Source organism: Nocardia gipuzkoensis (assembly GCF_021183645.1).
In the GTDB taxonomy this organism is placed as follows: domain Bacteria; phylum Actinomycetota; class Actinomycetes; order Mycobacteriales; family Mycobacteriaceae; genus Nocardia; species Nocardia abscessus.
The window spans coordinates 7,457,265-7,482,226 of sequence record NZ_CP089225.1; the positions used below are offsets into that span (position 1 = coordinate 7,457,265).

Consider the following 24,962-nt stretch of genomic DNA (forward strand, 5'->3'; position numbering starts at 1 on the left):
CTATACCGCTGACCGAAGCGACAATGGGCATCGCCCAGAATGTGTTCGTCCGGTCCGGAGAACGCTTCGGTGTGCCTCGCCGGCGCCTGCGGCCAGTCGCCGAGCAGGCCGCGGGAAGGTCGTATCGCAGCTCATCGCGCGCCCCGAGGTGTCGGCTCGGACAGGCCACATGCGCGCGAATCAGCTCGATGAACCTGAAGCTCCGGACGTGGACAGGCACTAGCGACCAGCCCTGACCGGAGGAACGCCCCGCAGCGGGCCGCCTGCACCACCGCGGATCAGCACGGCGCTCCGAAACGAACGTCAGCCGAAGTCCCGCACACTTCTGCGCGGGCTCGTCGGCTCCTCGCAGACAGTGCGTGACGATCACTGCGTCCACGAGGCCGGCCCCCGCGCGCAAGGCAGAAGCTCCCGAGTCAGCCCGCCGGTGGGGGCGGCGGCGGTGCGGGCAGTGGAATCACGATGCCGAAGGGGAGGGTGATCCCAGGCGGCGGCGTGGGAACCGGTTCGGGGGCGGGCGCCGGTTCGGGTTCCGGGGCGGGCGGTGTGGCGGTGGCCGGCTCGGGATTACCAGGTGCCGCGTCCTGCTCAGGGGCACCAGGCGCGGTGTGCTGCTCGGGCGCACTTGATTCGGGGCCGGTGGCGGCGTCCGAGCCCGGTTGCGCGCAATCGGCCGCTCCGGCCTCGCCCAGTGCGGATTGCCCGGCGGAATCCGGATTCGCCTGCGCCGCAGGGTTGTTCGGGTCGTGGCCGGGTAGCTGGCCGGGGGCCGCGCCGAAGGGTTGCCCAGGCGCGAGCGGGGTTCGCCCGATGCCGGCCTGTCCCGGTTGCGGCATGGGCGCGGGGATCGGTTGCGCCGCACACGGATGCACCGGAGGTGGTGGTGGGCAGAAGATCCCGCACGGGATCGGCGGCAGACCCGGAATCGTGATCATCACCTGCGTCGGCTGCGGCCGCGGCCGCGGCAACGGCGCCTGACCCGCCGCCCGCGCCTGCTCACCCGGATCGGTACCCGGCACACCGGTACGCACCGCCGACATATCCGAACCCGGCGACAACACCCCCGGCGGCACCAGATCCGGCGAAATCCGCACCTGCGTCGGCGACCCCCCACTGCGATAAGCCGCCGACCAACTCAGCACATTCGCCGCATACGCCATCGAGTTGTTGTACCGCAACACCGCCCGCAACTCCTGCGACCGATCCCGCAGATCCACACCCCCCGAACACAAATACTTCCCCGCCGCCAACGCCGCATCGAACACATTGTGCGGATCGGCCACCCCGTCCCCGTTCCCGTCCGCACCATAAGCCCCCCACGTCCCCGGCAAGAACTGCATCGGACCCAACGCCCGCACAAACCCCCCATCAGCAGCCCTGATCACCTCGTTCCCCGGCAAAGTCCCATCCAACGCCGGACCCAGAATCGGCGACACCGTCGTACCCGCCGCATCCGTACGCCCACCCCGCGCATGCCCCGACTCGATCCGCCCGATCCCCGCCAGCAGATTCCACGACAACCCACACCCCGGCGCCGAAGACCCCAACGCCAACTCCGCATTCCGATACGCCGCCAACACCACCTCCGGAATCCCCAACGCACCCCCCACCGCGGGCAACGTAACCTCCTGCAACGGCACCACACCCGCCATCGGCGGCGACACCGCCCGCAACCGCCGCGGCAACTCCGGCGACACCGGCAACAACCCCGCCACCCGCGACTCCCCACCGCCGGCGCCCGCGCCGCCCGCATCACCGGCGCTCCCACTCGAAGACGCCGCCGCCAACACCTCCGGCGCCTGCGGCGCACCGGCACCCACCGGCGACTGCACCCCCGAACCACTCACCACCACACCAGCAACAACCAAAGCCGAGACCGTTATCGGAGCAGATACACGCATTCGGCCACACCCAATCCTCGACGTCGTCCGCGTCTCGGGACGGATGAACCGCACGGGACAACGGAGTCCTTCTTGCCTGGCCGCATCCACGACCCCGGCCCGCGCCGCCCAGCGGTGCGAACCTGCGATAACAAACGGTACACAACACCGAGTACATCGCGGGTGAGATCCTGGAAATTCACACTAACTTAATGCTGATCGCGGCCCCTCTCGATCCAGAGTACCGGCCCATCCCACCGCACGCCCGTGCCCATTTCCGCCCCTGCTGCCACGGACAACGATCCGCGAAGACGTAGGCGCACTTCGCATGTCGGCCGACGTGGCACGATTCGAGCGTCGGTACCAGACCTCCGGCTCACCAGCACCATGTCTGCGATCGAGGCTGCGGGCGACGGCAAGCCACGAAAGGTTCTCGTGCGGAAAGCGTTCCAGTTACCCAGCGTCGCCTAGGTCTTCCCGTCCGCGTCCTCGGGCGACTCTCCGGCAACCGGCCCGGCGAGGTTGGCGGTCAGCATGCGCACGGCGGCCACGCGCAGATCCGGGCGGGGACGGCGGGAGGTCAGCTCCGCCAGACAGATCTCGCCGACCATGGCGACCTTCAGCCGGGAGGCGGCATCGGGATCGGGCCACCCGGCGGCGACCATGTCCGGCCGCCCCACGGCGATGAACAGCTCGTGGCGGTGGCGGATCTCCTCGCGCAGGTCCGGATCGGTGCGCGCCTGGACCATGAACGCCTCGGTGCCGCGGGCGTCGAGGCAGGCGTCCAGGAACGCGTCGAGACTGGGGCCGATTCGTTCGATGCCCGGTGGGATTCCGTCCAGCGCGGCGGCCACCGACTGCGACAGCGCGTCGAAGAAACGGCGGTGCAGCGCGATGACGTAGCTGCGGCGGTTGACGAAGTGGTGATAGAAGGTGCCCTTGGCCATCCCGGCTTCCTCGACCACCGCGTTGATCGAAAGCCGGTGCAGCCCCTCGCGTTCCGCCACCACGGTGCCGGCGATGAGCAGCGCCGTGCGTCCGGGGTCGGCAATGACTGTCATGCTTTCGAATTCTCCCCACTCTTTCTGGAAAGCCTAGTGCCGGGCACCGGCCGCACCTACGCTGTGACCGATCGGTCGGTCGTAGCCTAGCCGGGTTCCGGATGGACCATCGGGTCATCGAGGACCGATCTGATTCCGGGCGTCCCTGGGGGTTCGAATTGTCCGCTGAGTGTAAATTGGTGAGCGGCGACGTGGTGCCGCTGGCGTCGAACGCGCACTATTGGGTATCGATCGACGAACTGCTGCCCGCGGATTCGCCGCGGTCGAACGGCGAGGACCGCCGGCATATCGCGCGGCTGGCCGAAAGCGAAAACGAATTGCCGCCGATACTGGTGCACCGCAGCACGATGCGGGTCATCGACGGAATGCATCGGTTGCGCGCCGCACAATGGCTCGGTCACGAGCGGATCGCGGTTGTGTTCTTCGACGGGACGCAGGCCGAGGCTTTTCTGCGCGGTGTCGAACTGAATACGACGCACGGGCTTCCGTTGACGCTCTCGGACCGTAAAGCGGCGGCCGAGCGGATCATCGAGACGATGCCCCAATTGTCCGACCGCGCCATCGCGGCCACCACGGGGTTGTCCGCGCGCACGGTGGCCACGCTGCGTAAACGTTCGAGTGCGGAAGTTCCGCAGTCGAACGTTCGTATCGGCGCCGACGGCAGGCGCAGGCCGATGGACCGCGCGCAACGCCGCCGCCGCGTCGCCGAGCTCCTGGCGGCCTCGCCGGACATGCCGTTGCGCGCGCTGGCCGCCGCCGCCGAGGTGTCCATCAGTACCGCGCACGCGATCCGCAAGCGTCTGCGCGAGACGGGATCGTCCGAATCCGACGGTGCCGCCGATCAGCCCGAGGGCAGTGCGCTGCTGCTGCAGCAACTCACCCGGGATCCCGCGATGCGGCACAGCCAGCAGGGCCGTGACCTGCTGCGGTGGCTGCACACCCACTCGATGCAGCGCGAGGTGTGGACCGCGCTGGTCGCCGCGGTCCCGCCGCATTGCATTCCAGCCGTCGCCGAACTCGCCAGCCGCAACGCCAAGGAGTGGCGCGCACTGGCCGGCTACATCGATTCCGGTTCCGCCGAATAGCACCGAGCCACCGTCGCATTCGCGCGGCCGGAGTTCGAGAAAAGGTCACTCATCATGCTCGTTGGTCTCGCACGCCTGGCAATCCGGCGCCCACGATCGATCCTCTGGGGTGCGCTGCTCGCCGGGCTCGTCTGTGTCGCGCTGGGCTGGTCGGCGCCCGCCCATCTGAAGTCCGGCGGCTACATCCCGTCCGACACCGAGTCCGCCGAGGTCGCCGCGTTGCTCAACCGCGACTTCCCCGGCGCGGCGCCGAACCTCGTGCTGCTGGTCACGGCGCCGGACGGACTCGACAGTCCCGCGGCGCGCGCGACGGGCGAGCGTCTGACCGCGGATCTGCGCGGACGAGGCGAGATCGACGCGGTCCAGTCCTACTGGGAGCTTCCGCCGGATCTGCGGCAGGCGCTGCGCGGCAACGACGGCCGCTCCGGTCTGGTCCTGGCGCACGTCACCGGGGACGACACCGACGCGCCCAAGCGGGCGGGAGCGATCGCCGAACAGCTGAGCGGCGAGGTCGCCGACGTCACCGTGCGGGCGGGCGGCCAGGCGGTGGCCTTCGACGAGATGAGCCATCGAATCGTCACCGACCTGCTGATCACCGAGGCGATCGCGGTGCCGCTGACGGGGCTGGCGTTGATCCTGGTCTTCGGCAGCGTGACGGCCGCGCTGATCCCGTTGGCCGTCGGCGTGTTCAACATCTTCGCGACGCTGCCGATCCTGCGGCTGCTCACCGAGGTGGGCGACGTGTCGATCTTCGCGCTGAACATGATGAGCGCATTGGGTTTCGCGGTCGCGATCGATTCGAGCCTGTTCATGGTCAGCAGGTTTCGGGAAGAACTCGCCGGAGGCAGCGACACCGCCGCCGCGGTCGTGCGCACGGCGCGGACCGCGGGGCGCACCGTCCTGTTCTCCGGTGTGGTCATCGCGCTGTCGCTGTCGACGCTGCTGATCTTCCCGCTGTACTTCCTCCGTTCGCTGGCCTATGCGGGACTGGCCGTGCTCGGGGCGGCGGTGTTCACCACGCTGCTGCTGGTGCCCGCGGCACTGGCCCTGCTCGGCCCCCGGGTGGACGCGCTCGACCTGCGAATTCCGCTGCGCCGCCGATTCCGCCTGCCGTCGCCGCGTCCGGTCGAGGTCACCGAGACGCGGTGGTACCGGACGGTGCGGCTGGTCATGCGCCGCCCGGTGCCGGCCGCGCTGGCGGTGATCGCGCTGCTGCTGGTGCTGGGTTCACCGTTCCTGTCCATCCGCTTCGGAGCCGCCGACGACCGGGTCATCAGCGGGGCGTCCAGCCACGAGGTCGGCGACGCGTTGCGCACCGGCTTCCGGGAGAACGCCATGGCCGGAGTTCTCGTGGCCCTGCCCGGTTACCGGGGCGGCGACGCCGAAATAACCGCCTACGCCGAGCGATTGTCGCGGATCGACGGTGTCACGTCGGTGCTGTCCGCGGCGGGCGTCTACATCGGCGGTCTGCGAGTCGCCGCCGCGCCGCCGGGCATGCGCAACGACGCGGGCACGTATCTGCGCCTCGGCACGCGGCTCGACCCGTACTCCGCCGCCGCGATCGACCAGCTCGACCAGGTGCGCGCCGTGCCCGCGCCCGGACGGGCACTGCTCGGCGGCGCGGCGGCGGAGAGCGTCGACGCGCTGGACGCGCTCGCAGCCAAAATCCCTCTGGCCGTTGTCGTGATCGCGCTGTCGACCCTGGTGGTGCTGTTCTTCTTCACCGGCAGCGTGCTGCTTCCGGTCAAAGCGCTGCTGCTCAACACGCTTTCGCTGGCGGCGACCTTCGGCGCCATGGTCTGGGTCTTCCAGCAGGGGCACCTGTCCGGCCTGCTCGGCTTCACCCCGACCGGCTACCTCGTGCCGACCATGCCGATCCTGATGTTCTGCATCGCCTTCGGCGTCTCGATGGACTACGAGGTGTTCCTGTTGTCCCGCATCCGCGAGGAGTGGCTCGCCTCCGGCGACAACACCCGGGCCGTGGCCACCGGCGTCGCCCGCACCGCACGCATCTTCACCGCCGCCGCCTGCCTGATGGCGATCGCCTTCGCGGGCATGGTGACCTCGCACGTGTCGTTCATCCAGCTGTTCGGCCTCGGCCTGACCCTGGCGGTGCTCACCGACGCCACGTTGATCCGCGGCGTCCTCGCGCCCGCGTTGATGCGGCTGCTCGGCTCGGCCAATTGGTGGGCGCCGCGCCGGCTCGCCCGCCTGCACGAACGTATCGAAATTCCCGAGACCAGCGCCGCTCTCGAACCCGTACCCAAATAGCGCGAGAGGAACAACATGGCGAAATTCCGCACGGGCGTGATGGATTCCGGTGTCTACACCCGGTTCGCGCCGGATCTGCAATTTCGCGGCAGCCGCTCGGTGGCGATGGCGGGCGGAGCGGACTCGCTCTGGGTGACCGACCATCTGCCCTCGATCCTGCCTGCCTCGATCTGGACACCCCGCCACGTCGGCATCACCCGGCTCGCGCCGCACGCCGACGGCATCTACGAACCGTGGACCGCGCTGGGCTATCTGGCCGCGCAGAACCGCGTGGCCCGGCTGCGGCTCGGGGTCGGCGTCACCGACGCGGGCCGCCGCAATCCGGCGGTGACCGCGCAGGCCGCGGCCACCCTGCACCAGTTGAGCAGGGGCCGGGCCATTCTCGGCATCGGCACCGGCATCCGGGACAACAATGAGCCCTACGGCGTGGACTGGACCGCCCCGGTCGGACGGTTCGAGGAGGCGCTCGCGACCATCAGGGCGCTGTGGGATTCCCGCGGCAGCCTCGTGACCAGGGACTCACCGCACTTCCCGCTGCGCAACGCGGTCTTCGACGTGCCGCCCTATCGGGGCACCCGCCCGGAGATCTGGGTGGCCGCGGGCGGGCCGCGCATGCTGCGGGCCGCCGGACGCTACGCCGACGTCTGGTTCCCGGGCTTCGCCCAGCGCCCGCACGAGTACCGCCACCGGCTCGAGCGGGTGCGCGCCGCGGCCTCGGACGCGGGCCGGGACCCCATGGCGGTCGCGCCCGCCGCCGTGTTCAGCGTGCTCACCGCGGCGCGGCCCGCCGAGGTGGACGCTCTCGTGGACAGCGTGGGCGCGCGAGCGCTCACCCTGTGCGCGCCCGGAGAGATGTGGACCAGGCACGGTGCCACCCACCCGCTGGGCGAGGACTTCACCGGCCTGCAGGACTACCTGCCACAGACCCTCGACGAGCGCACCGTGCTGGACTACATCGAGAAGGTCCCGGCGTCGCTGGTGCGGGAATTCTGTTTGACCGGAACACCGGACGAGATCGTCGAGCAGGTCGCGGACTGGCGCGACCACGGTTTGCGCTACGCCGTCCTCATGAATCTCAGCGCAATTCACCCGCGCCTCGCGCGCGGGATGTTCTCGAACGCGCCACTGGTGGCGACTTTGCGGAAATTGAAAAGACTCTGACGCAAGACAATTGACGGCTCGGTGGCAGCGCAATAGCATTGCCATTCGAGCGAAGAAGCTCGTCAGATATTTGTGCTGCTGCGGTCGGGGGGCTCAGCATGGTCCCGCATTTCAGGCCAGGAGAAACAATGGTCGACATTGCAATAGTGGGTATCGGCTGCCGTTTTCCAGGCGGTGTATTCGACCCGAAGAGTTACTGGGATTTCCTGCTCGATAAAGGCGACGGAATCGTCGATATCCCGCCGGACCGGTGGAGTATCGAGAAGTACTACGACCCGGACCCGGACGCGCCGGGGCGTATGTACACCCGGCGCGGCGGCTTTCTCACCCAGCCGCTGTGGGATTTCGACGCCGACTTCTTCGGCATCGCCCAGAAGGAGGCCGCCATCCTCGACCCCCAGCAGCGACTGCTGCTGGAGGTGACGTGGGAGGCGCTCGACGACGCCGGCATGGCGGGCCGGGTCTCCGGCCACCGCGTCGGCGTCTACGTCGGCGGGTTCATCCTGGACAACGTGCTCGGACGCAGCGGTCCGCTGGTGCGCTCGGCGATCACCAACCACACCGCGATGAGTGCCTCGCACACGTTGCTGTCCAACCGCATCTCGTACCTGCTCGACCTGCACGGGCCCAGCCTCACCGTCGACACCGCATGCTCGTCCTCGCTGGTGGCCACGCATCTGGCGGTACAGGCCATCGCCAACGGCGAATGCGAGATCGCGCTGGCCGGCGGAGCGAACGCGATGCTGCAACCGGAGACGTTCATCTCGATGTGCAAGGGCCGGTTCCTGTCCTTCGACGGGCGCTGCAAGACCTTCGACGCCGCCGCCGACGGGTACGGCCGGGCCGAAGGCGCCGGGGCGGTGCTGCTCAAGCCCCTGGACGTGGCGCAGCGCGACAACGACCGCGTCTATGCCGTCATCCGCGCGACGGGCGTGAACCAGGACGGCCGCACCATGGCCATCCCGGTGCCGAATCCCGTCGCGCAGGAGCAGCTCGCCCGTCAGGTGCGCGACGACGCCGGTGTCGCCGCGCACGAGGTGAGCTACCTCGAGGCGCACGGCACCGGCACGGCGGTCGGCGATCCGATCGAGATGTCGGCGCTGGGTGCGGTGTACGGCGCGGTGGACGGCCGCGGCGAACCGGTGCCGGTCGGTTCGGTGAAGAACAATTTCGGGCACACCGAGGCCGCGGCCGGGGTCGCGAGCCTGATCAAGGCCGCGCTCACCCTGCACCATCGCACGGTCGCACCCCAATTCGACTTGACCACACCGAATCCGGAGATCGCGTTCGACGAGCTGCGACTACGGGTCCCGCTGCGGCCCGAGCCGCTGTCCGCGGCGCCGGGCAAGGGCGTGGTCGCGGTCAACGGCTTCGGCTACGGGGGCACCAACGCCCACGCCATCCTCGTCGAAGCGCCACCGCGGGCCCCGCGGGCCGACGACGAACGCGCGGTACCGCGGGTGCTGCCGATCTCCGGGCGCCACGAGACCGCGGTCCGGACGCTCGCCGGCGAACTCGCGCAAGCGCTCGACCGGCATCCCGCCGAAGCGGTGACCGCGGCCGCGTGGACCAGGCGCGCCCACCACCCCCTACGGGCCGGTTTCGCCTACGACGACGCCGACGATCTGCGCACCCAGCTGCGGGCCTTCGCCGCGGGCGAGGGACGGGCCCCGTCCCGGATCATCGGCGACGGTGCGGTGGAGCCGGTCTTCGTCTTCAGCGGAATGGGCCCGCAGTGGTGGGGCATGGGCCGCGAGCTGCTCACCACCGACAGCACGTTCGCCAAGGTCGCCAGCGAGATCGACCGCGAGTTCGTCTCCATCGCGGGCTGGTCGATCCTCGAGGAGATGCTCGCCGACGAGGCAGGCTCCCGGATCACGCGCACCGCGTTCGCGCAGCCGGCCAACTTCGTGCTGCAGGCCGCACTGACCGCCGAACTCGCCGAGTACGGCGTGTATCCCGCCGTGGTGGTCGGGCACAGCGTCGGCGAGGTCACCGCCGCGTACGTGTCCGGCGCGCTGTCGCTGCGCGACGCGCTGACCGTCAGCTACCACCGCGCCCGGCTGCAGGCGACCACCGCGGGCACCGGCGGCATGCTGGCCCTGGGTATGTCCGAGGAGCAGGCCCGCGAATTGCTCGCCCGCACCGACAGCATCTCGATCGCCGCGGTGAACAGCCCCGGCGCGGTCACCCTCGCCGGCGACAGCGCGGACCTCGAACTGCTGCGCGACACCCTGTCGGCCACCGGCACGTTCGCGCGCAGCCTACGAGTCGAGGTGCCGTACCACAGCCATCTGATGGACCCGATCCTCGATGACCTGCGTGGCGCACTGGCCCAGCTCGCGCCGCGGGACGCGAAGCTCACCACGTATTCCACCGTGACCGCCGACGAGATCGCCGGCACCGACTGGGACGCGGACTACTGGTGCCGCAACGTGCGGGAGCCGGTCCGGTTCGCCGATGCCATCGGCGCGCTGGTCGACGCGGGTCACCGGGTCTTCCTCGAGGTGGGGCCACACCCGGTGCTCAGCGGCAACATCCGCGAGATGCTGATCCACCGCGGAGTGATCGGCGCCGCGGTCACCACGCTGTCCCGGGATCTGCGCGACCACAACAACGTGCTGCGCGCCGTCGCGGACCTGTATGTCGCCGGCTCGCTGGACGGTTCGTCCGTGCCGGGCCGACCGGACTCGAACGTCGAGCACCTGGATCTGCCCGCCTACCCCTGGCAGCGCAAACGCGTCTGGCACGACGAGCCGGTCACCCTGCTCGACCGCCTCGGCACGCCGGAGGGCTACGCGCTGCTGGGCGATCCCACGACCGCGGCGAACTCGGAATGGGAAGTGCAGCTGTCGGTTACCCGGCTGCCCTGGCTGCGCGACCATGTCGTGGCCGGACATGTCGTGCTGCCCGGGGCGGCCTACCTCGACGCCGCGCTCAGCGCCGCCGTCGAGCGCACCGGACGCACGAGCGTCGGCCTCGAGTCGGTGGAATTCGTCGCGCCGCTGGTGATCGACGAACACGACGTCCCGGTCCTGCGGGTAAGCGTCGAGGAGTCGACCAAACGCTTCCGGATCCACTCGCGCTCGGCCACCGCCACCACATGGACGCTCAACGCGCACGGCAGGCTCATCGAAGCCGACTTCACCGCCGCGGTGGTCGATCTCGACGCCCCGGACCGCGCCGCCGCCGTCGCGGGCGCGGATCTCTATCGAGGCCTGGCAACGCGCGGACTGGACTACGGGCCCGCGTTCCAGCGCATCGTCTCCGCCGTCGTCGGTGCGGACGCGGTGGTCGCCTCGCTCGCACCGGTCGAGGAGGCCGCCCCGGTCCGGCATCTGGCCCACCCGGCACTGGTCGACGCCGCGCTGCAGTGCGTCGCCGCGCTGGCCGCGGATTCCGGCAGCGACGTGGCCATCGTGCCCGCCGCTATCGCCGGGGTGCGCTGGCTGGGCCCGCTGCCGGAGCGTCCACGGGTGGTCGTCACCCGGCGCGGCGTGGACCCGCTGCGCGCCGACATCGCGATCGTCGGGGAACACGGCGAGGTCGCCATGCGGCTGCTCGGTGTCGAGTTCCGCCCGGTCAGCACGGCGGTCGATGTCACCCATCAGCTGGAACGCGTTTTCTATCAGCCCGTCTGGGAGATCGTCGAGGCGCCTGCGGGCGAGCGTCCCGCCGAGGAGGAAATGGTGGTCGCCGTCGCTGTCGGCGCCGACGCGGCCGCCCGTGCGGCGGCGCTGCTGGGCGACCGGACCGGCGTCACCGTCGTGCTCGACGATCCCGAACACGGCGGCAACGACGAGCGTCTGCGGCTGGCGCTGCGCTCACCCGAGGGCGCCCCGCTCGCCGAACGAATCAGGGTGGTCGGCGTTTTCGGTGCGGCATTCGACGGGGCGCGCAACGTCTACTGGCTCGCGCGCGTGGCGAACGCCATCGAGCACCTGCTCGCCGACGCACCGCAGGTCCGGGTCCACGGCGTCGTCGTCACCGAGAACGCGCTGTGCACGCCCGCCGACACCGCCGCGCAGGTATCGCACGGCGCGCTGGTGGGTGCACGGCGCGCCCTGCTCAACGAACAGCCCGCCGCCCGCTGGCGGCTGGTCGACGCCGGCGCGCGGGATGCCGCGGCGCAGGCCGCACTCGTCTTCGTCGACGACGTGCCCGACGAGGTCGGCGTGCGCGGCGCCGACCACTGGGCGGTCCGCCTGGAGCGGAACTTCGCCGCGCATCTCGACGAGCGCAACCGGGCCACGCCGCTGCCGGACCCGGACGCCTCCTTCGTGGTGGAGATTCCGAAGTCTCGGTTGCTGTCGGATCTGGCGCTGCGCGAGGCCGATCGGGTGGCGCCCGGCCCGGGCGAGGTCGAGGTCCGGATGGAGACGGCCGGGCTCAACTACAAGGACGCGATGAAGGTCATCGGCGTGCTCACCGAAAAAGAACTCGCGGGCACTTATTTCGGCACGACGGTCGGCATGGAGGGCTCCGGTGTGGTCGTGCGTGTCGGGCCCGGCGTCACCGACGTCGCGGTCGGCGACCGGATGATGGTGTGCGCCCGCGACATCCTGCGCAAGTACGTGACCATGCCCGTGGACGCGGGCGCGACGCTGCCGCACCGGCTGCTGCCCGGCGAGGACTACGACCCGCTGACCTGCGGGTCCGGGCTGCCCTTCCTCACCGCGGAATTCGGGCTGCGGACGCTGGCGCGATTGCGGCCGGAGGAGACCGTGCTGGTGCACGGCGCGGCGGGCGGCATGGGCATGGCCGCGGTGCAGGTCGCGCTGGACATCGGTGCCACGGTGATCGCCACGGCGGGCACGCCCGACCGGCGTGCGGAGGTGCGCGAGCTCGGCGCGCAGTACGTGCTGAATTCGCGGTCGGCCGATTTCGTCGACGAGATCGCCGAGCTGACCGGCGGACGCGGCGTCGACGTCGTCTACAGTTCGGCTCCCGGCGAGATCCTGCGGCAGAACTTCCGGGTTGCCGCGGAGTTCGGCCGCGTCGTCGACATCGGCAAGGCCGACATCTACACCGGCGGGGTCATCGATCTGGGGCCCTTCGACCGCAACCTCACGTTCTTCTCCGTCGACATGGACCGGGCGCTGGCCCACGACCCGGAACTGCTGCGCACGCCGATGCGGGCGAGCCAAGTGGCGTTGCGCGCGGGGACCTACCGGTATCTGCCGTACTCGGCCTACCCGGTGTCCGAACTGGCCGCGGCGTTCGAATCGGTCGCACGATCCGACCAGATCGGCCGGGTCGTGCTCGACCTGCGCGAACACCAGCCGATGGTGCGCCCGAAACTCGCCCACCCGCGCATCGACCCGGACGGCTGCTATCTGGTGACCGGCGGCTTCGGCGGCTTCGGCCTGGCCACCGCCCGCTGGCTGGTCGCCGAGGGCGCGCGCACACTGGTCCTGGCCGGACGCAGCGGCGCGTCCACCCCGCAGGCCCAGACGCAGGTCGCGGCGTTCACGGCGGCGGGCGTGACGGTGCTCGAAGAACGGGTGGACATCGCCGACTACGCCGCGACGGCCGCCCTCATCGACCGCATCCGGTCCGTCGCGCCGCTGCGCGGGATATTCCACGCGGCGGGGGTGGTGAACAACCTGCCGATCCCGCAGATCACGCCGGAGTCGCTGAACGAGCTGTTCGCCAAAGTTCGTGGGGCGCAGCATCTGGACCGTGCCGTCGACGCGGCGGGCCTCGAGCTGGACATGTTCGTGCTGTACTCCTCGATCAGCGCGCTGGGCTGCATCACACCGCAGATCGGGTATGCCGCCGCCAACGCCGCGCTGGACGCGCTCGCCGCCGACCGGCGCGCCCGCGGTGCGGCGGCGCTCGCGGTGAACTGGGGCTTCATGAGCGGCGGCGGCATGGCCGACAAGACCGAGGCACTGGCGGACTACGTGAAGTCGATCGGCTTCCTGCCCATCGACATGGACCGCGCGACCGCCCTGCTGCGGGAATGCCTGGCCCTCGACACCGCTCAGGTCGCGGTGGCCGATATCGACTGGACGGTGTGGTCGCGGGTGGCGCGCCCGTCCACCGACACCCGGCGTTTCCGCGAGCTGCTCGCCGACATCGGAGTCGGCGGTGAAGGCGGCGGCACGCTGCGCGCCGAAATCCTCACGCTGCCCGCCGAACAGCGAGCCGACTTCGTCGCCCAGCGCCTCGCCGATCAGCTCGCGGTGGTGCTCGGCGTGGACACCGGAACCGTCAACATCGACGAGCCGGTCACCGACCTCGGCATGGACTCGCTCATGGCGATGGAGTTCGGCGCCCGCACCGAGAAGGAGCTCGACGTGAAGATCTCCGCCCTCGAACTGAGCAGGGGCCTGTCGCTGCGCGGCATCGGCGCCAAGGTGGTCAGCCAGTTCGCCGAGCCCGGCGACGCGCAGGCCGCGGCATGAAAGGAACCGACATGTCCACCGAGCTGATCGCCTACGCCGATATCGACGCCGTCCTCGGCCACCGGGACGGGCGGTTCTTCGGCGAGGGATACAAGCGGATCACCCACCGCATCTTCGACATCACCCTCGACCGCGACCCGCAGGACCGTCCGCGGCTGACGGCGAAGGCCGGAGTGCACTATCCGCTGGACTGGTCGCGCAAGAGCACCCGGGTGCTGGTCCCGCACGTGAGCAGCATCGACTGCTCGATCCTCGGCTACCGGCTGCTCGAGGTGATCCTGCGCGAGTGCTACGGGCTGACCGACAGCGAAATCCGTGCCAGCTGGGTGCCTTTCGTCCAGTTCAGCAGCGGAACCATCGCGACGGAGTCACTGGCGGAGTTCTCCATCAGCGCCACGGTCGTCGCGGTGGAGGGCAAGACGATCAGCATCACCGGAGCGCTGGGCGGCGCGATGAGCCTGGAGGCCACCGTGGCGCTGCCGGTGACGCCGCCACCGTGGCGAGCCGAACGACGCATCGTGCACGAGACCGGGCGAGGATACTTCCACGGCGGGGTCTATGACCGCGGGCAGTATCTGCGCAATGTCGTCGTCTCCGACGGCAACAGCCGGGCCCGCGCCGATTTCGCGCTCAGCGAACCGGATCCGGCGGGCCCCTGGCACGGCGTGGCCGACGCCTACCAACCCTCCGTCACGCTGGTCGACGCGACGGTGATCCTGGCGCAGCTGTCCCAGGTCGTGCTCTACGAGCTGGACAACATCGCCCGGAAGGACAGCGAGACGCTGTGGATGCGCCGGATGACCGCCCGCGCGTCCGCTCCCCCGGCGCCGTTCACCGCCGGCACCGCGACCACACACATGGTGCGCTCGATGGTCCTCGCCTTCGGCGGCGGCGACTGGCGCATCTCCAGCTGGGCATCGGACTTCGCGGGATGCGAGATCCGGTACGACCTCGCTCACCGACTGCCCGCCTAGCCCGCGCATCCCCGAACGTTCAGAAAGGCATTCCCATGTCGGGAAACAACTATCGACGCATCGTCATCTCCGGGACCTACTCGACCGGAAAGACCACGACTTCCACGGCGCTGTCGCTGCTGACCGGTATCCCCCGGGTGGACGCCTCCTCGGCCCGCGAGGTGGTCACCGAGCTCTACCCTGGCATGCGATTCCAGGACCTGAGCACGACCGAGCTGATGGCGCTCGGTTTCCGCAGGCTGGAGTTACGCATCCAGGCCGAGGCGATCCTCGACGCGCAAGGCGGATTCATCGCCGACGGCTCGGTGCTCAACGAGTGGATCTACGGCACCACGCGGCTGGTCACCGGCCCCAATCCCGGGTCGAGCCGATGGCACAAGGCCGTCAAGAACACCATCACCCTGCCCGGCCGGCCGTTCTATCGCCGCTATCTCAACGCCTACGGCGACATGGCCCGGCAGCGGGCCCGGCAGAACTACGACATCTTCTTCCACCTCCCGGTGGAGGTGCCGATGGACCCCGACGGCCACCGTCCGGTCGACGAGCGCTATCGCGCCATCTCCGATCGGCAACTGCTGCACGCGATCAGCGAACTCGGGCAACCGGTGGTGACGGTGCGCGGCACCCCGCAACAGCGCCTGGAATCGATCGTCGCGATGCTCGACATCCCCACCGTGATGGACATCGACGTCGCGGTGAAAGAGGCGATGGAGATCGTGCGCAGCAGCCGTGAGCGCGTCCAGGAAACGATCATCGCCCAGCAACAGCCGAACACTCTCCGCCGCAAGATCAAGTTCGCCACCCGCGTTTAGGAGCACGCCATGACCGTCCTGCTGGACAAGACCAAGCGCTACAACCCGATCGACTCGTGGTTCTACGACAATTTCATCTCCGACGCCGTCCGGGAGATGACCCCGACCCTGTTCGACGACATCGTCGCCCAGCTCGACGACGGCGCGCAGGTGCTCGACGTCGGTTGCGGCGGTGGGCAACTCGCGGTCGGGCTGGCCACCGCGGGGACCACGCTGCGGCTGACCGGCATCGATCTCTCGCCGCAACAGGTGCGCCGGGCTCGCAAACGCGGTGCCGCCCTGGGCAGCCGCATCCAGTTCCGGGAGGGATCGGCGATGGACCTGCCGTTCCCCGACGCCGCCTACGACGCGGTGATCAGCTCGGGTTCGATCAAGCACTGGCCGAATCAGCGCAAGGGGCTCGCGGAGATGCTCCGGGTGCTGCGGCCCGGTGGCCTGCTGCTGGTCATCGAGGCCGACCGCGGTTGCACCTTCGAGGACGCCCGCTCCTTCGTCGACCGCTGGAAGCTGCCGCAGCCGATGGCGCGGGCGTGCCTGCCGTTCTTCCGCACCTACATCGCCGGCTACGGCATCGATCTGGAGGACGGCCGCGAACTCGTCGCCGATCTCCCGGTCACCGACGCGACGGTGCGCCGCATCGCGGGTGAGCCCGGCATTCAGATCACCGCGCGCAAACGGGACGAGTAACCACCGGTCGCAGCGGCGAGTCCGGAGGGTGGGTGGCGTCAGGGCCGAGACGCCATCCCCCCGCCGCGGTAGCCGAGGCGGGGGGATGGCGGCCACCGCAGGCCCAGCGTCTCGGCTCGATTCGGCAGCTCACGGGCGCCGGGCACGCTGCGGTTTACGCGCCGCCTCCTCGGTCACCTCGGCCTGCCGGTCGGCGGGCACGAGGCGGCGGATGTCCTCACGCGAGCCGATCATCAGTTTCTGCAGGATCGCCGCCATCTGGGCGTCGACGGTCTTGAACGAGCTGCCGCGCCGGGCGGCGATGGCGGTATTGGTCCAGCCCGCCGCCGCCAGCACGGCCACGTCCTGTTCGGCCGCCGACAGCTCCGGCCAGCGCGAGGGGCGGCTGCGCCGCACCGGATGCTCCAGGGGCAGTCGGTCCAGCGACAGGTTCCCCAGCGCCAGCTGCGCCACCTCGCCCAGTTCCGGGCGCAGCAGCGCGCCCTCTCGCTCCGCCTCCGCGAAGGCGGTCTCCCCCAGCACCGCTCGGGCGGTCTCGGCCGCGATGTCGGTCTCGGTGGCGAACGGACCGAGATTGGCGATGTCCACGCCGAGCCGGTCCCGGAACGTGGCGCCGCCGCCGGTGAGCCGCGCGATGTCGCGCGCCCAACCCGTCACGGCATCGGAGCGCTCGCCGGGCGCGTCGCGGATCAGGCGCGCCAGCGTCCAGGCTCGAATGTGGACGGCCCACACCACTCCCCACTGATCCCGCATCGCGAGCTGAGTCGTCAGCGACGTCCGCACCACGACCGCCGCTTCGCTCGGGTCGCCGTGTTTGATCAGCGCGATCGCCCAGACCAGACCCGCCCATGACGCCGCCCACCGCGCCCCGGAGCGCTCCGCGTGGTCCAGATGCCGCCGGGCGATCTCCAGCGCCTGCGCGGGCGTGCCGAGGAATGCTCCGGCCAGCGCCTCGAACAGCTCGGCCATCGCGGCGGGGCCGTGTTGTCCCTCCACGGCGAATCGTGCCCTGGCACGGGCCAGGACCGCGATCGCGCGCACGTCACGGTGCACCAGCATGAGCTCGGCACCCCTGGCGAATTCGACCGGAGCGGGCAGATCGACGTCGCGGTCGGGCTGCTCACGCCACCTCGACCGGGCCGCGGCGTCCGGCACGCACAGCGCGACGCACTCGTCGAGCATCCGCTCGGCGTCGCGGTGCATGCCCTGGCACAGGCTGATCCAGGCGATCAGCGACATCGCCGTGACCTGCAGCGGCACCGGCTGGGTGCCGAGGTCCCGGCTGGCGGCCAGCGTGCGCTCGGCCCACCGGCGCGGTTCGCGCAACGAGCCGGTGAAGAACGGGCTGCGCAGCGCGATCAGCCCGACCGCGATCTCCAACCCGACCGCGGCCTCCTCGGGCGTGGCGAGGCTGCCCGCCATGGCACACAGCAGGTTGTCCCACGCCGCCCGCGCCCAATCCAGCAGCTCCTGCTCGGCCGGGCCGAACCATCCGGCTCGAGCCGCGACGATTTTGTCGCGGTAATAGCGACGGTGCCTGCGCTCCAGCCGGGCGCGTTCGCCGTCACGTTCGTCCAGCCGCTGCTGGGCGAACACCCGGAAACTCTCCAGCAGCGAGTAGCGCACCGTGGTCGCGGTCAGGTGGACCGACACCAGCGATTGGTCGGCCAGCCGCTCCAGCAGGACTTCGATCTCGGCGCGGGCCAAACCGTCCGGGCCGCTGGGGTCGTCGTCGGCGCAGACCGCCTCGATCGCCTCCAGCTCGGCGCCGACGTCCAGCCCCGGCGCGTCCGCGGCCTCGTGGTCGACGTCGTACCCGGCCGCGAACACCGACAGACGGTCGAACAGCTGCCGCTCCTTGTCCCGGCACAGGTCGTACGACCACGCGATGACGTCGCGAATGCCTCGGTGGCGCGTGTCGGCCCCGACCCGGGGGCCGGGCGACCAGCGCAGCCGCCGGTCGCTCGCCTCGCCGCTGAGGTCGCGCAGGATCATCGGCAGCGGCTGACGCACCAATCGCGCGGCGGCCAGCCGGATGTAGAGCGGATGATTGTGCACGTGCCGGCAGATCGCCGCGGCCACCTCGGCCTCGGCCTCGCCGATGGTGTGCCCGGTCAGGCCCGCGCGGGCCCGGAACAGGGTCAGTGCCTGCTGTCCGGACAGCGCGGGCACCGGCACCAGCTGCTCGTCGACCCATCCGATCGCCTCACGGCTGGTGGCCAGCACGGTGAGCCCGGGCGCGGCGTCGAGTAGATCGGCGATCACCCGGCCCGCACCCTCCAGCACGTGTTCACAGTTGTCCATCACCAGGATCGTCTGCAGGGTGCGCCCGACCGCGTCGCGGCGGCGCAAAGTGTCCAGCACCGCCTCCCACGCCGATCTCCCGGAGAAGTCGGCGTCGATCAGGGAGCGAGCGACCTGTTCCTCGACCGCCGCCCCGTCTGCGCCCCGGGACAGCAGTGCCAGACGCACCCAGTGCACGGGCACGCGCCGGGCCTTGTGGAACCGGTGCACGGCTTCGGCCGCCAGCCGGGTCTTGCCGATACCGCCCGCTCCGATCAGCGTGACCAGGCGGCTACCCCCCAGCAGCGCCATCCCGATCTTCTCCAGCTCACGTTCGCGCCCCACGAAATCGCTGGCGGCCGCGGGCGGCAGCCCCGGGCCCGACGCACGTCCTACCGACACAACAGGGCAGCGTAGTCGGATCACGATCCGGAGATCCGCGGGTCTCTACCGATGCGCCGAACCCACCTATGCGCCGACCATTTCGCTATCACGGCAGTCGATCTCACGACCGAAAGGACACCACGGTGGGACAGATACTGGTACTCGGCGCGGGCGAATGCGGATTACCCCTCGCCCACCGCCTGCTGCGCGGCGGCCGTCCCGTCACGCTGGTGACCGATCGCGACGCCGAGGCGATCCTCGCGGGCACGGTGACCAGCACCCAGGTCAAGTTCCCGGCGACGCTCGACCTGGAAGCCGACCTCGGCCTCGGTTTCTGGCGCTCGACCGCGCCGAACATCGAGGGCATCCGGTTCACCATGGTGGTCGATCGTGCGGCGGTGGTCACCTGGACCGGACGATTGACCCGGCCCGCGCAGAGCGTGGATCAGCGGACGGTGTTCGCGCGCTGGCTCGCCGAGTTCCTGGCCGAGGGCGGTGACCTGCGCGTCGCCACGCCGTCGGTACCGGACCTCGATCGCATCGCCGCGGGCTACGAGTTGACCGTGGTGACCCGCGCCGGGCACGAGCTCGCCGAATGCTTCGAACCCGATCCGGCGTGGCCGGTGCCCGCCGGGCCCCTGCGGCGGCTCGCCGTGCTGTACCTGGACGGTGTCGAGCCGGACCCGGAACGCCTCGGCTCCTACACCGCGCTGCCCGAGCACGGCGAAGTGATCTCCTATCCCGGCCTGACCGGGCGCCCGGGGCAGGAACGCCGCTGCGAGATGCTTCTTTTCGAGGCGCGGCCGGGCGGCGCGCTGGACGTGTTCGACCAGCACGGCACACCCGCGCAACGCTGGTCGCAGGCCAGAGGGCTGCTCGAGGCGCACTTGCCCGCCGAGATCGCCGACCGGTACCGGCACGCCGAACCGACCGACGCCGGGGCGACGCTGGTGGGCGCGGTGACTCCGGCCATGCGCAGGCCGGTGGGCATCCTGCCGTCGGGCAGGCCGGTGCTGGGCGGCGGCGACGTCCTCTGCCGCATGGACCCGGGCGGCGCGCAAGGCGCCAACAACGCCGTGCACTGCGCGATCCGCTACGGCGAAGCGATCCTGCACGATCCGGACGGTCCCTACGACAGTGCCTGGATGGAGTGGGCGGCCGCACCCTGGCTCACGGCCGTCGCGCACCCGGCCGCGCGGTGGACGGCGACGGTGCTCGATCCGCCCCCCGCGATGCAGGAGATGATGCTGGCCGCCCAGCACGACACGACACTGGCCGACGCCTTCGCCGACACCTTCGCGCGACCGGCCAACCTGGCTCGGTTCGCCGCGAGCGTGCCGTCTTGACCGAGCCCCGCCCGGGTTTCAGGGCTGCCAGGGCGGCGTTTCGGGGAACACCACCGGGAGTTCGGCGAGGGCGCGGTGAAAAGGCCCTGGCCGCCAGCTCAATTCGTGTATCGGCATGGCAGTCCGCAACTCCGGCAACGCGTCCAGCAATTGGTCGACCGCGTCCTGAGCGATCAGATATGCCGGGCTGCGGGCCGGGCAGGCGTGCGGTCCGGCGCCCCAGGCCAGATGCGACCGGTTGCCGCTGTGATTGTTCGCGCTGATCGCCGGATCGTTGTTGCAGGCCGCGAAGCTGATGACGACCGGCTGGTGGGCGGGCAACCACACGTGGTCGATGAGGATCGGCTGACGCGGATAGGTGACCGAGAAGTTGGCCATCGGCGGGTCGGTGAACAACACCTCGTCCAGCGCGTCGCGGGTGGACAGGCTCCCACCGAGGACTTCGCCGCCGAACCGATCATCGGTGAGGATCAGCAGCAGGGTGTTGATGATCAGGTTCTGCAGCGGTTCGATGCCCGCGCCGTAGAGCACGACGAGCTGGTGGATCATCTCCGCGTCGTCCAAACCGGCCGGATGCCGCAGCAGCCGGGTGGTGATGTCCTCGCCCGGCTGGGCGCGCTTGAGTTCGAGCAGCCGCAGCAGTGCGCTGCCGAACATCCGATTGCCCTCCTCCGCGTCCACGCCGTCGAACACGGCGGCGGTCGCGGCGGCGACCTCCTGCCCGATCTCCGGCGGGCAGCCGAGCATGGCGTTGATCGCCGCGAAGGCGAGCGGAAAGGCGTACTGCGAGACCAGATCCGCGCTGCCCGCCTGGCAGAAGGAGTTGATCAGCGGAACCGCGATCCGCTCCACCGTGGCATGCAGGACGTGCAGGTCGACGGCGTTGATGCTCGCGGTGTTCGCCTGGCGGTAGCGTGCGTGTTCCTCGCCCGTGCTGCGCATGGCGTTGGGCCGCCACTCCAGCACCGGCAGCACCGGGCAATCGGCGGGGACGTTCGCCTGCCAGGTGCGCGGGTCGGCGGGAAAATGCTGCGGGTCGTGCATGATTCGCACGGCGGTGTGATAGCTGAGCACCAAGGTCGCCGGCACGCCCGGCGCCAGCTCGACCGGCGCCATCGAACCGTAGCGGGCGCGCATTTCTCGATAGGCGCGCTGCGGATCGGCCGCGAACCCCGGCGAATACAGCGCTACCCGCTCGACGGGGGTGCCGAGGGGCGAGCCGTGCTGGTGCGCGGTCTGGTCGAGGTCTCGGGGCGTGGTCAACGTGTGACTCCCACAGTAGAAGCGTCTTCGGTGAGTGCGCTCGGGTGAGCTCGACGCGCACCGTCGCAACGCCGCTGTCGTTCGGTCCGTGCGGTGCACCGATGCGACCCGTCGCCCCGACCGCCAGCGGATCGACACATAGGATGGCCGGGTAGGTAGGTCGCGGACATCGGTAGAGGCGGCCGACCTGCGTCGATGCGACCACTCCTGGCGCGCGGCAACCGAATCGAGTCCGCGGCGCGAGCGATCCACCGCTGTCGATCCCGTGACGGTCACCCACGGGTGAACGTCCGGCACGCGACACACATCGAAATGCTCGACGGCGCTGGGATATCCACTGTGGGCGGCGGGAACGGCATCGCAGGTCCGGCGGGAGCACGGCAGGCCACCGTGCGCTCGCATGCACGGGAACACAAGCACTTCGGCGCGCAGAGGGCTGGTGTATAACTTCCATCGGCCCGGTCGCCTCCACCGACAAGCGATAGCGAGACACGATGCACGGTTACCTGAACCAGGTGTCCCAAAGCACGACGCCCTCCGGCTATCCCACGCGCGAGCCCGAGACACGCGCGGTCGAACCGCCCCGCAGCGCGGATCTGGTCTGCACCGCACTGTTGTGGTTGCTGCCCGCGACGCTGGCCGCCATGTCGGCGGTCCTCGCGCCGTGGTTCCTGATGGCGGGCGGGATCTGCGACTCCAAGCCGGAGTGCCGGGTCGACACCAGCGCCGGCGTCTGGATCATGGTCGGCGGCGGAATCGTCGGATTCGCCGTGGGCGCGTTGCTGTCGGGTATGGCGGCCCGGCAAGGGCGGGCCTTGTTCCCGGGTGCGCTGATCGGCGCCGTCCTGGTCGTGCTCGCCTGGTTCGCCGCTTCGTTCCTCATGGGCTGAGACGCCGGTCGGCAGGCTCTCGCACCCGGTCACGGGAAGTGGTGCGTGTACGATTCGCCGGAATCACTTCACCGGGGGAGCTCGGGCACGGCCGGGCTGAGAGGGCGAACCGCACGCTTCGCCGACCGCATGAACCTGTCCGGGTAATGCCGGCGTAGGGAGAGCGTTTCCGTCATGTCGTCGTCGACCCGTGCCACCGTGGGGCAGGAAGCCCCGCTGACCCTCGAGCAGCCCGCACCGAAGGTGCTCTCGTTCTGGGACCAGAGCGCGTTCTGGGCCAACCTGGGCGTCAGCCTCTTCGCGTTCTCCGGTGCGTACACGGTGCTGGCGCCCAGCGCCGAGGGCGCCGCGCAGATCTCGATCGCCGCCGGCATTCTGGCGACCGTCCTCGGCACGGTGGTGGGCGGACTGATGCTCGGAGCGGCGGCGCTGACCGGCGCGCGCACCGGGCAACCCGCGATGGTCCTGCTGCGCGGGCTGTTCGGTGCGAGACTCAGTTACCTGCCCACGGTGCTCAACATCGCTCAATTGCTCGGCTGGGGCACCTTCGAGCTGATCGTCATCGGCGACGCGGCCGAAGAACTGTTCGGCGGCGGCCCGCACTGGCTCTACGTGGTGGCCGCCGGTGTGCTGACGACGGTGCTCACGATCTGGCCGCTCGGATCGGTCCGGCTGCTGCGCAGGTTCGTGACCGCCGGTGTCGTGATCGCCCTGGTCTGGTTCTACGTGCAGTTCTTCCGCGCCGGTCTGCCCGATCTGCGGGCGAACCCGGGACCGGCCGGCGGCGGGCCGTTCGGCGTCGACTGGAACCTCTTCTGGATCGCGACCGACGCCGCCTTGGCCGTCTCGATTTCTTGGGTCCCGGTCGCGGCCGACTACACCCGGCACGCCCGCAGCGGCCGCTCGGCGTTCGGCGCGGCCGGCGGCGCGTACGCGCTCACCCAGATCATCGCCTACGTCCTCGGCCTCTTCGCGCTGGCGCTCGCGACCGGCTCGGGCGGACCGTACGAGGCGTTCCTGCAGGTGAGCCTCGGCGCGCTGTTCTTCTTCGTCTTCGTGCTGCGGGAGGCGGACCAGTCCTTCGCCAATGTCTACTCCACCGCCGTGTCGATCCAGAATCTCGCACCGCGCGTCGACCGCCGGGTGCTCTCGATCGGCCTCGGCGCCCTGATCACGGTTTCGGCCCTCTGGTTGAACATGGCGAACTACTTCGGGTTCCTCGGGCTGATCGGCTCGGTGTTCGTGCCGCTGCTGGGGGTGCTGGTCGCCGACTTCTTCCTGCGCGGAGGTGGCGAGTGGAACACCGCGAGCGACGCGCCTGCGCGATGGGGAATGGTTGTCGCGTGGCTGACCGGGTTCGTGGTGTATCAAATGGTCAACCCCGGTGACGCCGGGGTCTGGACCGAGTTCTGGGTTCGGGTCCGACAGGCCGTGCACTTCACCGGCCAGGCGTGGATGAGCGCCTCGCTGCTGTCGTTCCTGGCGGCGCTGACGACGGCCTGGCTGGTGGGGCGGATCGCGGCGAGGACCGCGTCGGCGTAGCGAATTTGCCACCATGGAGGGATGGGTCAGATCCGGATCGGCACCTCGGGATGGGTGTACCCGCCGTGGCGCGGGACCTTCTATCCGCAGGGCCTGACGCACAAGCGGGAGTTGGCTTACCTGTCGGAGCGGCTCGACAGCGTCGAGATCAACGGCTCGTTCTATTCGCTGCAGCGTCCGTCCAGCTATCAAAAATGGGCGGAGCAGACCCCGGACGATTTCGTGTTCGCGGTGAAGGGCAGCCGGTTCATCACCCATATGAAGCGGCTGCGCGACGGTGACGAGCCGCTGGCCAACTTCCTCGCCTCCGGCGTGCTGGCGCTCGGCCCCAAACTGGGCCCGATTCTCTGGCAATTGCCGCCGACCTTCCGATTCGAGGCGGACGTGCTGGACGCCTTTCTGTCCCGGCTCCCCCGCGGCACCGAGCAGGCCGCCGAGATCGCGCGGCGGCACGACCACCGCGTCGACCCCGCGTACACGAGCACCGACGCCGACCGGCCGATGCGGCACGCCCTCGAGATACGGCACGAGAGCTTCGCGACCCCGGCCTGCACCGAATTGCTCACCCGCCACGACGTGGCACTGGTTGTGGCCGACGCGGCGGGCAAATATCCGCTGCTGGAAGAGGTCACCGCCGATTTCGTCTACATCCGGTTGCACGGGCACGACGAGCTCTATGTCAGCGGATACACCGACGAGGGCTTGGACATGTGGGCGGAGAAGATCCGCTCGTGGGCCGGGTCCGGCGACGTCTATACCTATTTCGACAACGATGCGAAGGTGAAGGCGCCGCGCGATGCCATGGCGTTGCGAGAGCGCCTGGAACCGGTCGTGTCACCACGGCCAACGGGGTGAGGACAGAAAGGACGCCGGTGCGGCAGGTCGCGGTCTGCGGGCCGAGGGAGTGCACGGA

Annotated in this window: 15 protein-coding genes and 1 riboswitch; of the genes, 11 read left to right on the forward strand and 4 right to left on the reverse strand. The window is 70.1% G+C overall.

All coding sequences use genetic code 11. The features are described 5' to 3' along the window. Positions 1–416: 416 nt before the first annotated feature. Both LTT66_RS37170 and LTT66_RS33875 read right to left on the reverse strand, forming a co-directional pair. Positions 417–1,847 (reverse strand): lytic murein transglycosylase, encoded by a 1,431-nt coding sequence (locus LTT66_RS37170; protein ID WP_332909656.1) that lies wholly within the window; start codon positions 1,845–1,847, stop codon positions 417–419. A 500-nt stretch (positions 1,848–2,347) separates the two neighbouring features. Next, a complete protein-coding gene (locus LTT66_RS33875) occupies positions 2,348–2,941 on the reverse strand; it encodes a TetR/AcrR family transcriptional regulator (protein ID WP_233062564.1) in 594 nt (197 codons plus the stop codon). A 179-nt stretch (positions 2,942–3,120) separates the two neighbouring features. Between LTT66_RS33875 and LTT66_RS33880 the strand changes: the two genes are divergently transcribed. From LTT66_RS33880 to LTT66_RS33910, 7 genes are all read left to right on the forward strand, one after another. After that, on the forward strand, positions 3,121–4,026 hold the full coding sequence (locus LTT66_RS33880; RefSeq protein WP_233062565.1) for a ParB/RepB/Spo0J family partition protein: 906 nt from the start codon (positions 3,121–3,123) through the stop codon (positions 4,024–4,026). Positions 4,027–4,080: 54 nt separating this feature from the next. Beyond that, positions 4,081–6,297, forward strand: a complete 2,217-nt coding sequence (locus LTT66_RS33885) for an MMPL family transporter (protein WP_233062566.1) — start codon at positions 4,081–4,083, stop codon at positions 6,295–6,297. A gap of 15 nt (positions 6,298–6,312) precedes the next feature. Continuing rightward, the gene (locus tag LTT66_RS33890; RefSeq protein WP_233062567.1) at positions 6,313–7,458 is read left to right on the forward strand and encodes an LLM class flavin-dependent oxidoreductase; all 1,146 of its coding nucleotides are present in this window, start codon (positions 6,313–6,315) and stop codon (positions 7,456–7,458) included. Between the two features lie 128 nt (positions 7,459–7,586). After that, positions 7,587–13,868 (forward strand): type I polyketide synthase, encoded by a 6,282-nt coding sequence (locus tag LTT66_RS33895; protein WP_233062568.1) that lies wholly within the window; start codon positions 7,587–7,589, stop codon positions 13,866–13,868. An 11-nt stretch (positions 13,869–13,879) separates the two neighbouring features. Then, positions 13,880–14,842, forward strand: a complete 963-nt coding sequence (locus LTT66_RS33900; protein ID WP_233062569.1) for an AvrD family protein — start codon at positions 13,880–13,882, stop codon at positions 14,840–14,842. A 35-nt stretch (positions 14,843–14,877) separates the two neighbouring features. Next, positions 14,878–15,654, forward strand: coding sequence for an ATP/GTP-binding protein (locus LTT66_RS33905; protein ID WP_233062570.1), 777 nt, complete (start codon positions 14,878–14,880; stop codon positions 15,652–15,654). A 9-nt stretch (positions 15,655–15,663) separates the two neighbouring features. Then, positions 15,664–16,341, forward strand: a complete 678-nt coding sequence (locus LTT66_RS33910) for a class I SAM-dependent methyltransferase (protein WP_181724381.1) — start codon at positions 15,664–15,666, stop codon at positions 16,339–16,341. 129 nt (positions 16,342–16,470) lie between these two features. Here the strand turns inward: LTT66_RS33910 and LTT66_RS33915 are convergent, their stop codons facing one another. Continuing rightward, on the reverse strand, positions 16,471–19,026 hold the full coding sequence (locus LTT66_RS33915; RefSeq protein ID WP_233062571.1) for a helix-turn-helix transcriptional regulator: 2,556 nt from the start codon (positions 19,024–19,026) through the stop codon (positions 16,471–16,473). Between the two features lie 125 nt (positions 19,027–19,151). On the opposite strand from LTT66_RS33915, the gene LTT66_RS33920 reads away from it, so the two are divergent. Continuing rightward, positions 19,152–20,354 carry a styrene monooxygenase/indole monooxygenase family protein gene (locus tag LTT66_RS33920; protein WP_233062572.1) on the forward strand — a complete coding sequence of 401 codons (1,203 nt, stop codon included), beginning with the start codon at positions 19,152–19,154 and terminating at the stop codon, positions 20,352–20,354. A gap of 18 nt (positions 20,355–20,372) precedes the next feature. On the opposite strand, the gene LTT66_RS33925 is transcribed toward LTT66_RS33920, so the two are convergent. Beyond that, positions 20,373–21,617, reverse strand: a complete 1,245-nt coding sequence (locus LTT66_RS33925; protein ID WP_233062573.1) for a cytochrome P450 — start codon at positions 21,615–21,617, stop codon at positions 20,373–20,375. A 515-nt stretch (positions 21,618–22,132) separates the two neighbouring features. On the opposite strand from LTT66_RS33925, the gene LTT66_RS33930 reads away from it, so the two are divergent. From LTT66_RS33930 to LTT66_RS33940, 3 genes are all read left to right on the forward strand, one after another. Continuing rightward, complete coding sequence (locus LTT66_RS33930) at positions 22,133–22,507, forward strand: hypothetical protein (RefSeq protein WP_233062574.1); 375 nt, start codon at positions 22,133–22,135, stop codon at positions 22,505–22,507. A 63-nt stretch (positions 22,508–22,570) separates the two neighbouring features. Beyond that, positions 22,571–22,686: riboswitch (TPP riboswitch) on the forward strand. Further along, positions 22,682–24,049 (forward strand): purine-cytosine permease family protein, encoded by a 1,368-nt coding sequence (locus LTT66_RS33935; RefSeq protein ID WP_233062575.1) that lies wholly within the window; start codon positions 22,682–22,684, stop codon positions 24,047–24,049. Its footprint overlaps the riboswitch before it by 5 nt. A gap of 21 nt (positions 24,050–24,070) precedes the next feature. Further along, positions 24,071–24,904 carry a DUF72 domain-containing protein gene (locus LTT66_RS33940; RefSeq protein WP_233062576.1) on the forward strand — a complete coding sequence of 278 codons (834 nt, stop codon included), beginning with the start codon at positions 24,071–24,073 and terminating at the stop codon, positions 24,902–24,904. Positions 24,905–24,962: the final 58 nt, after the last annotated feature.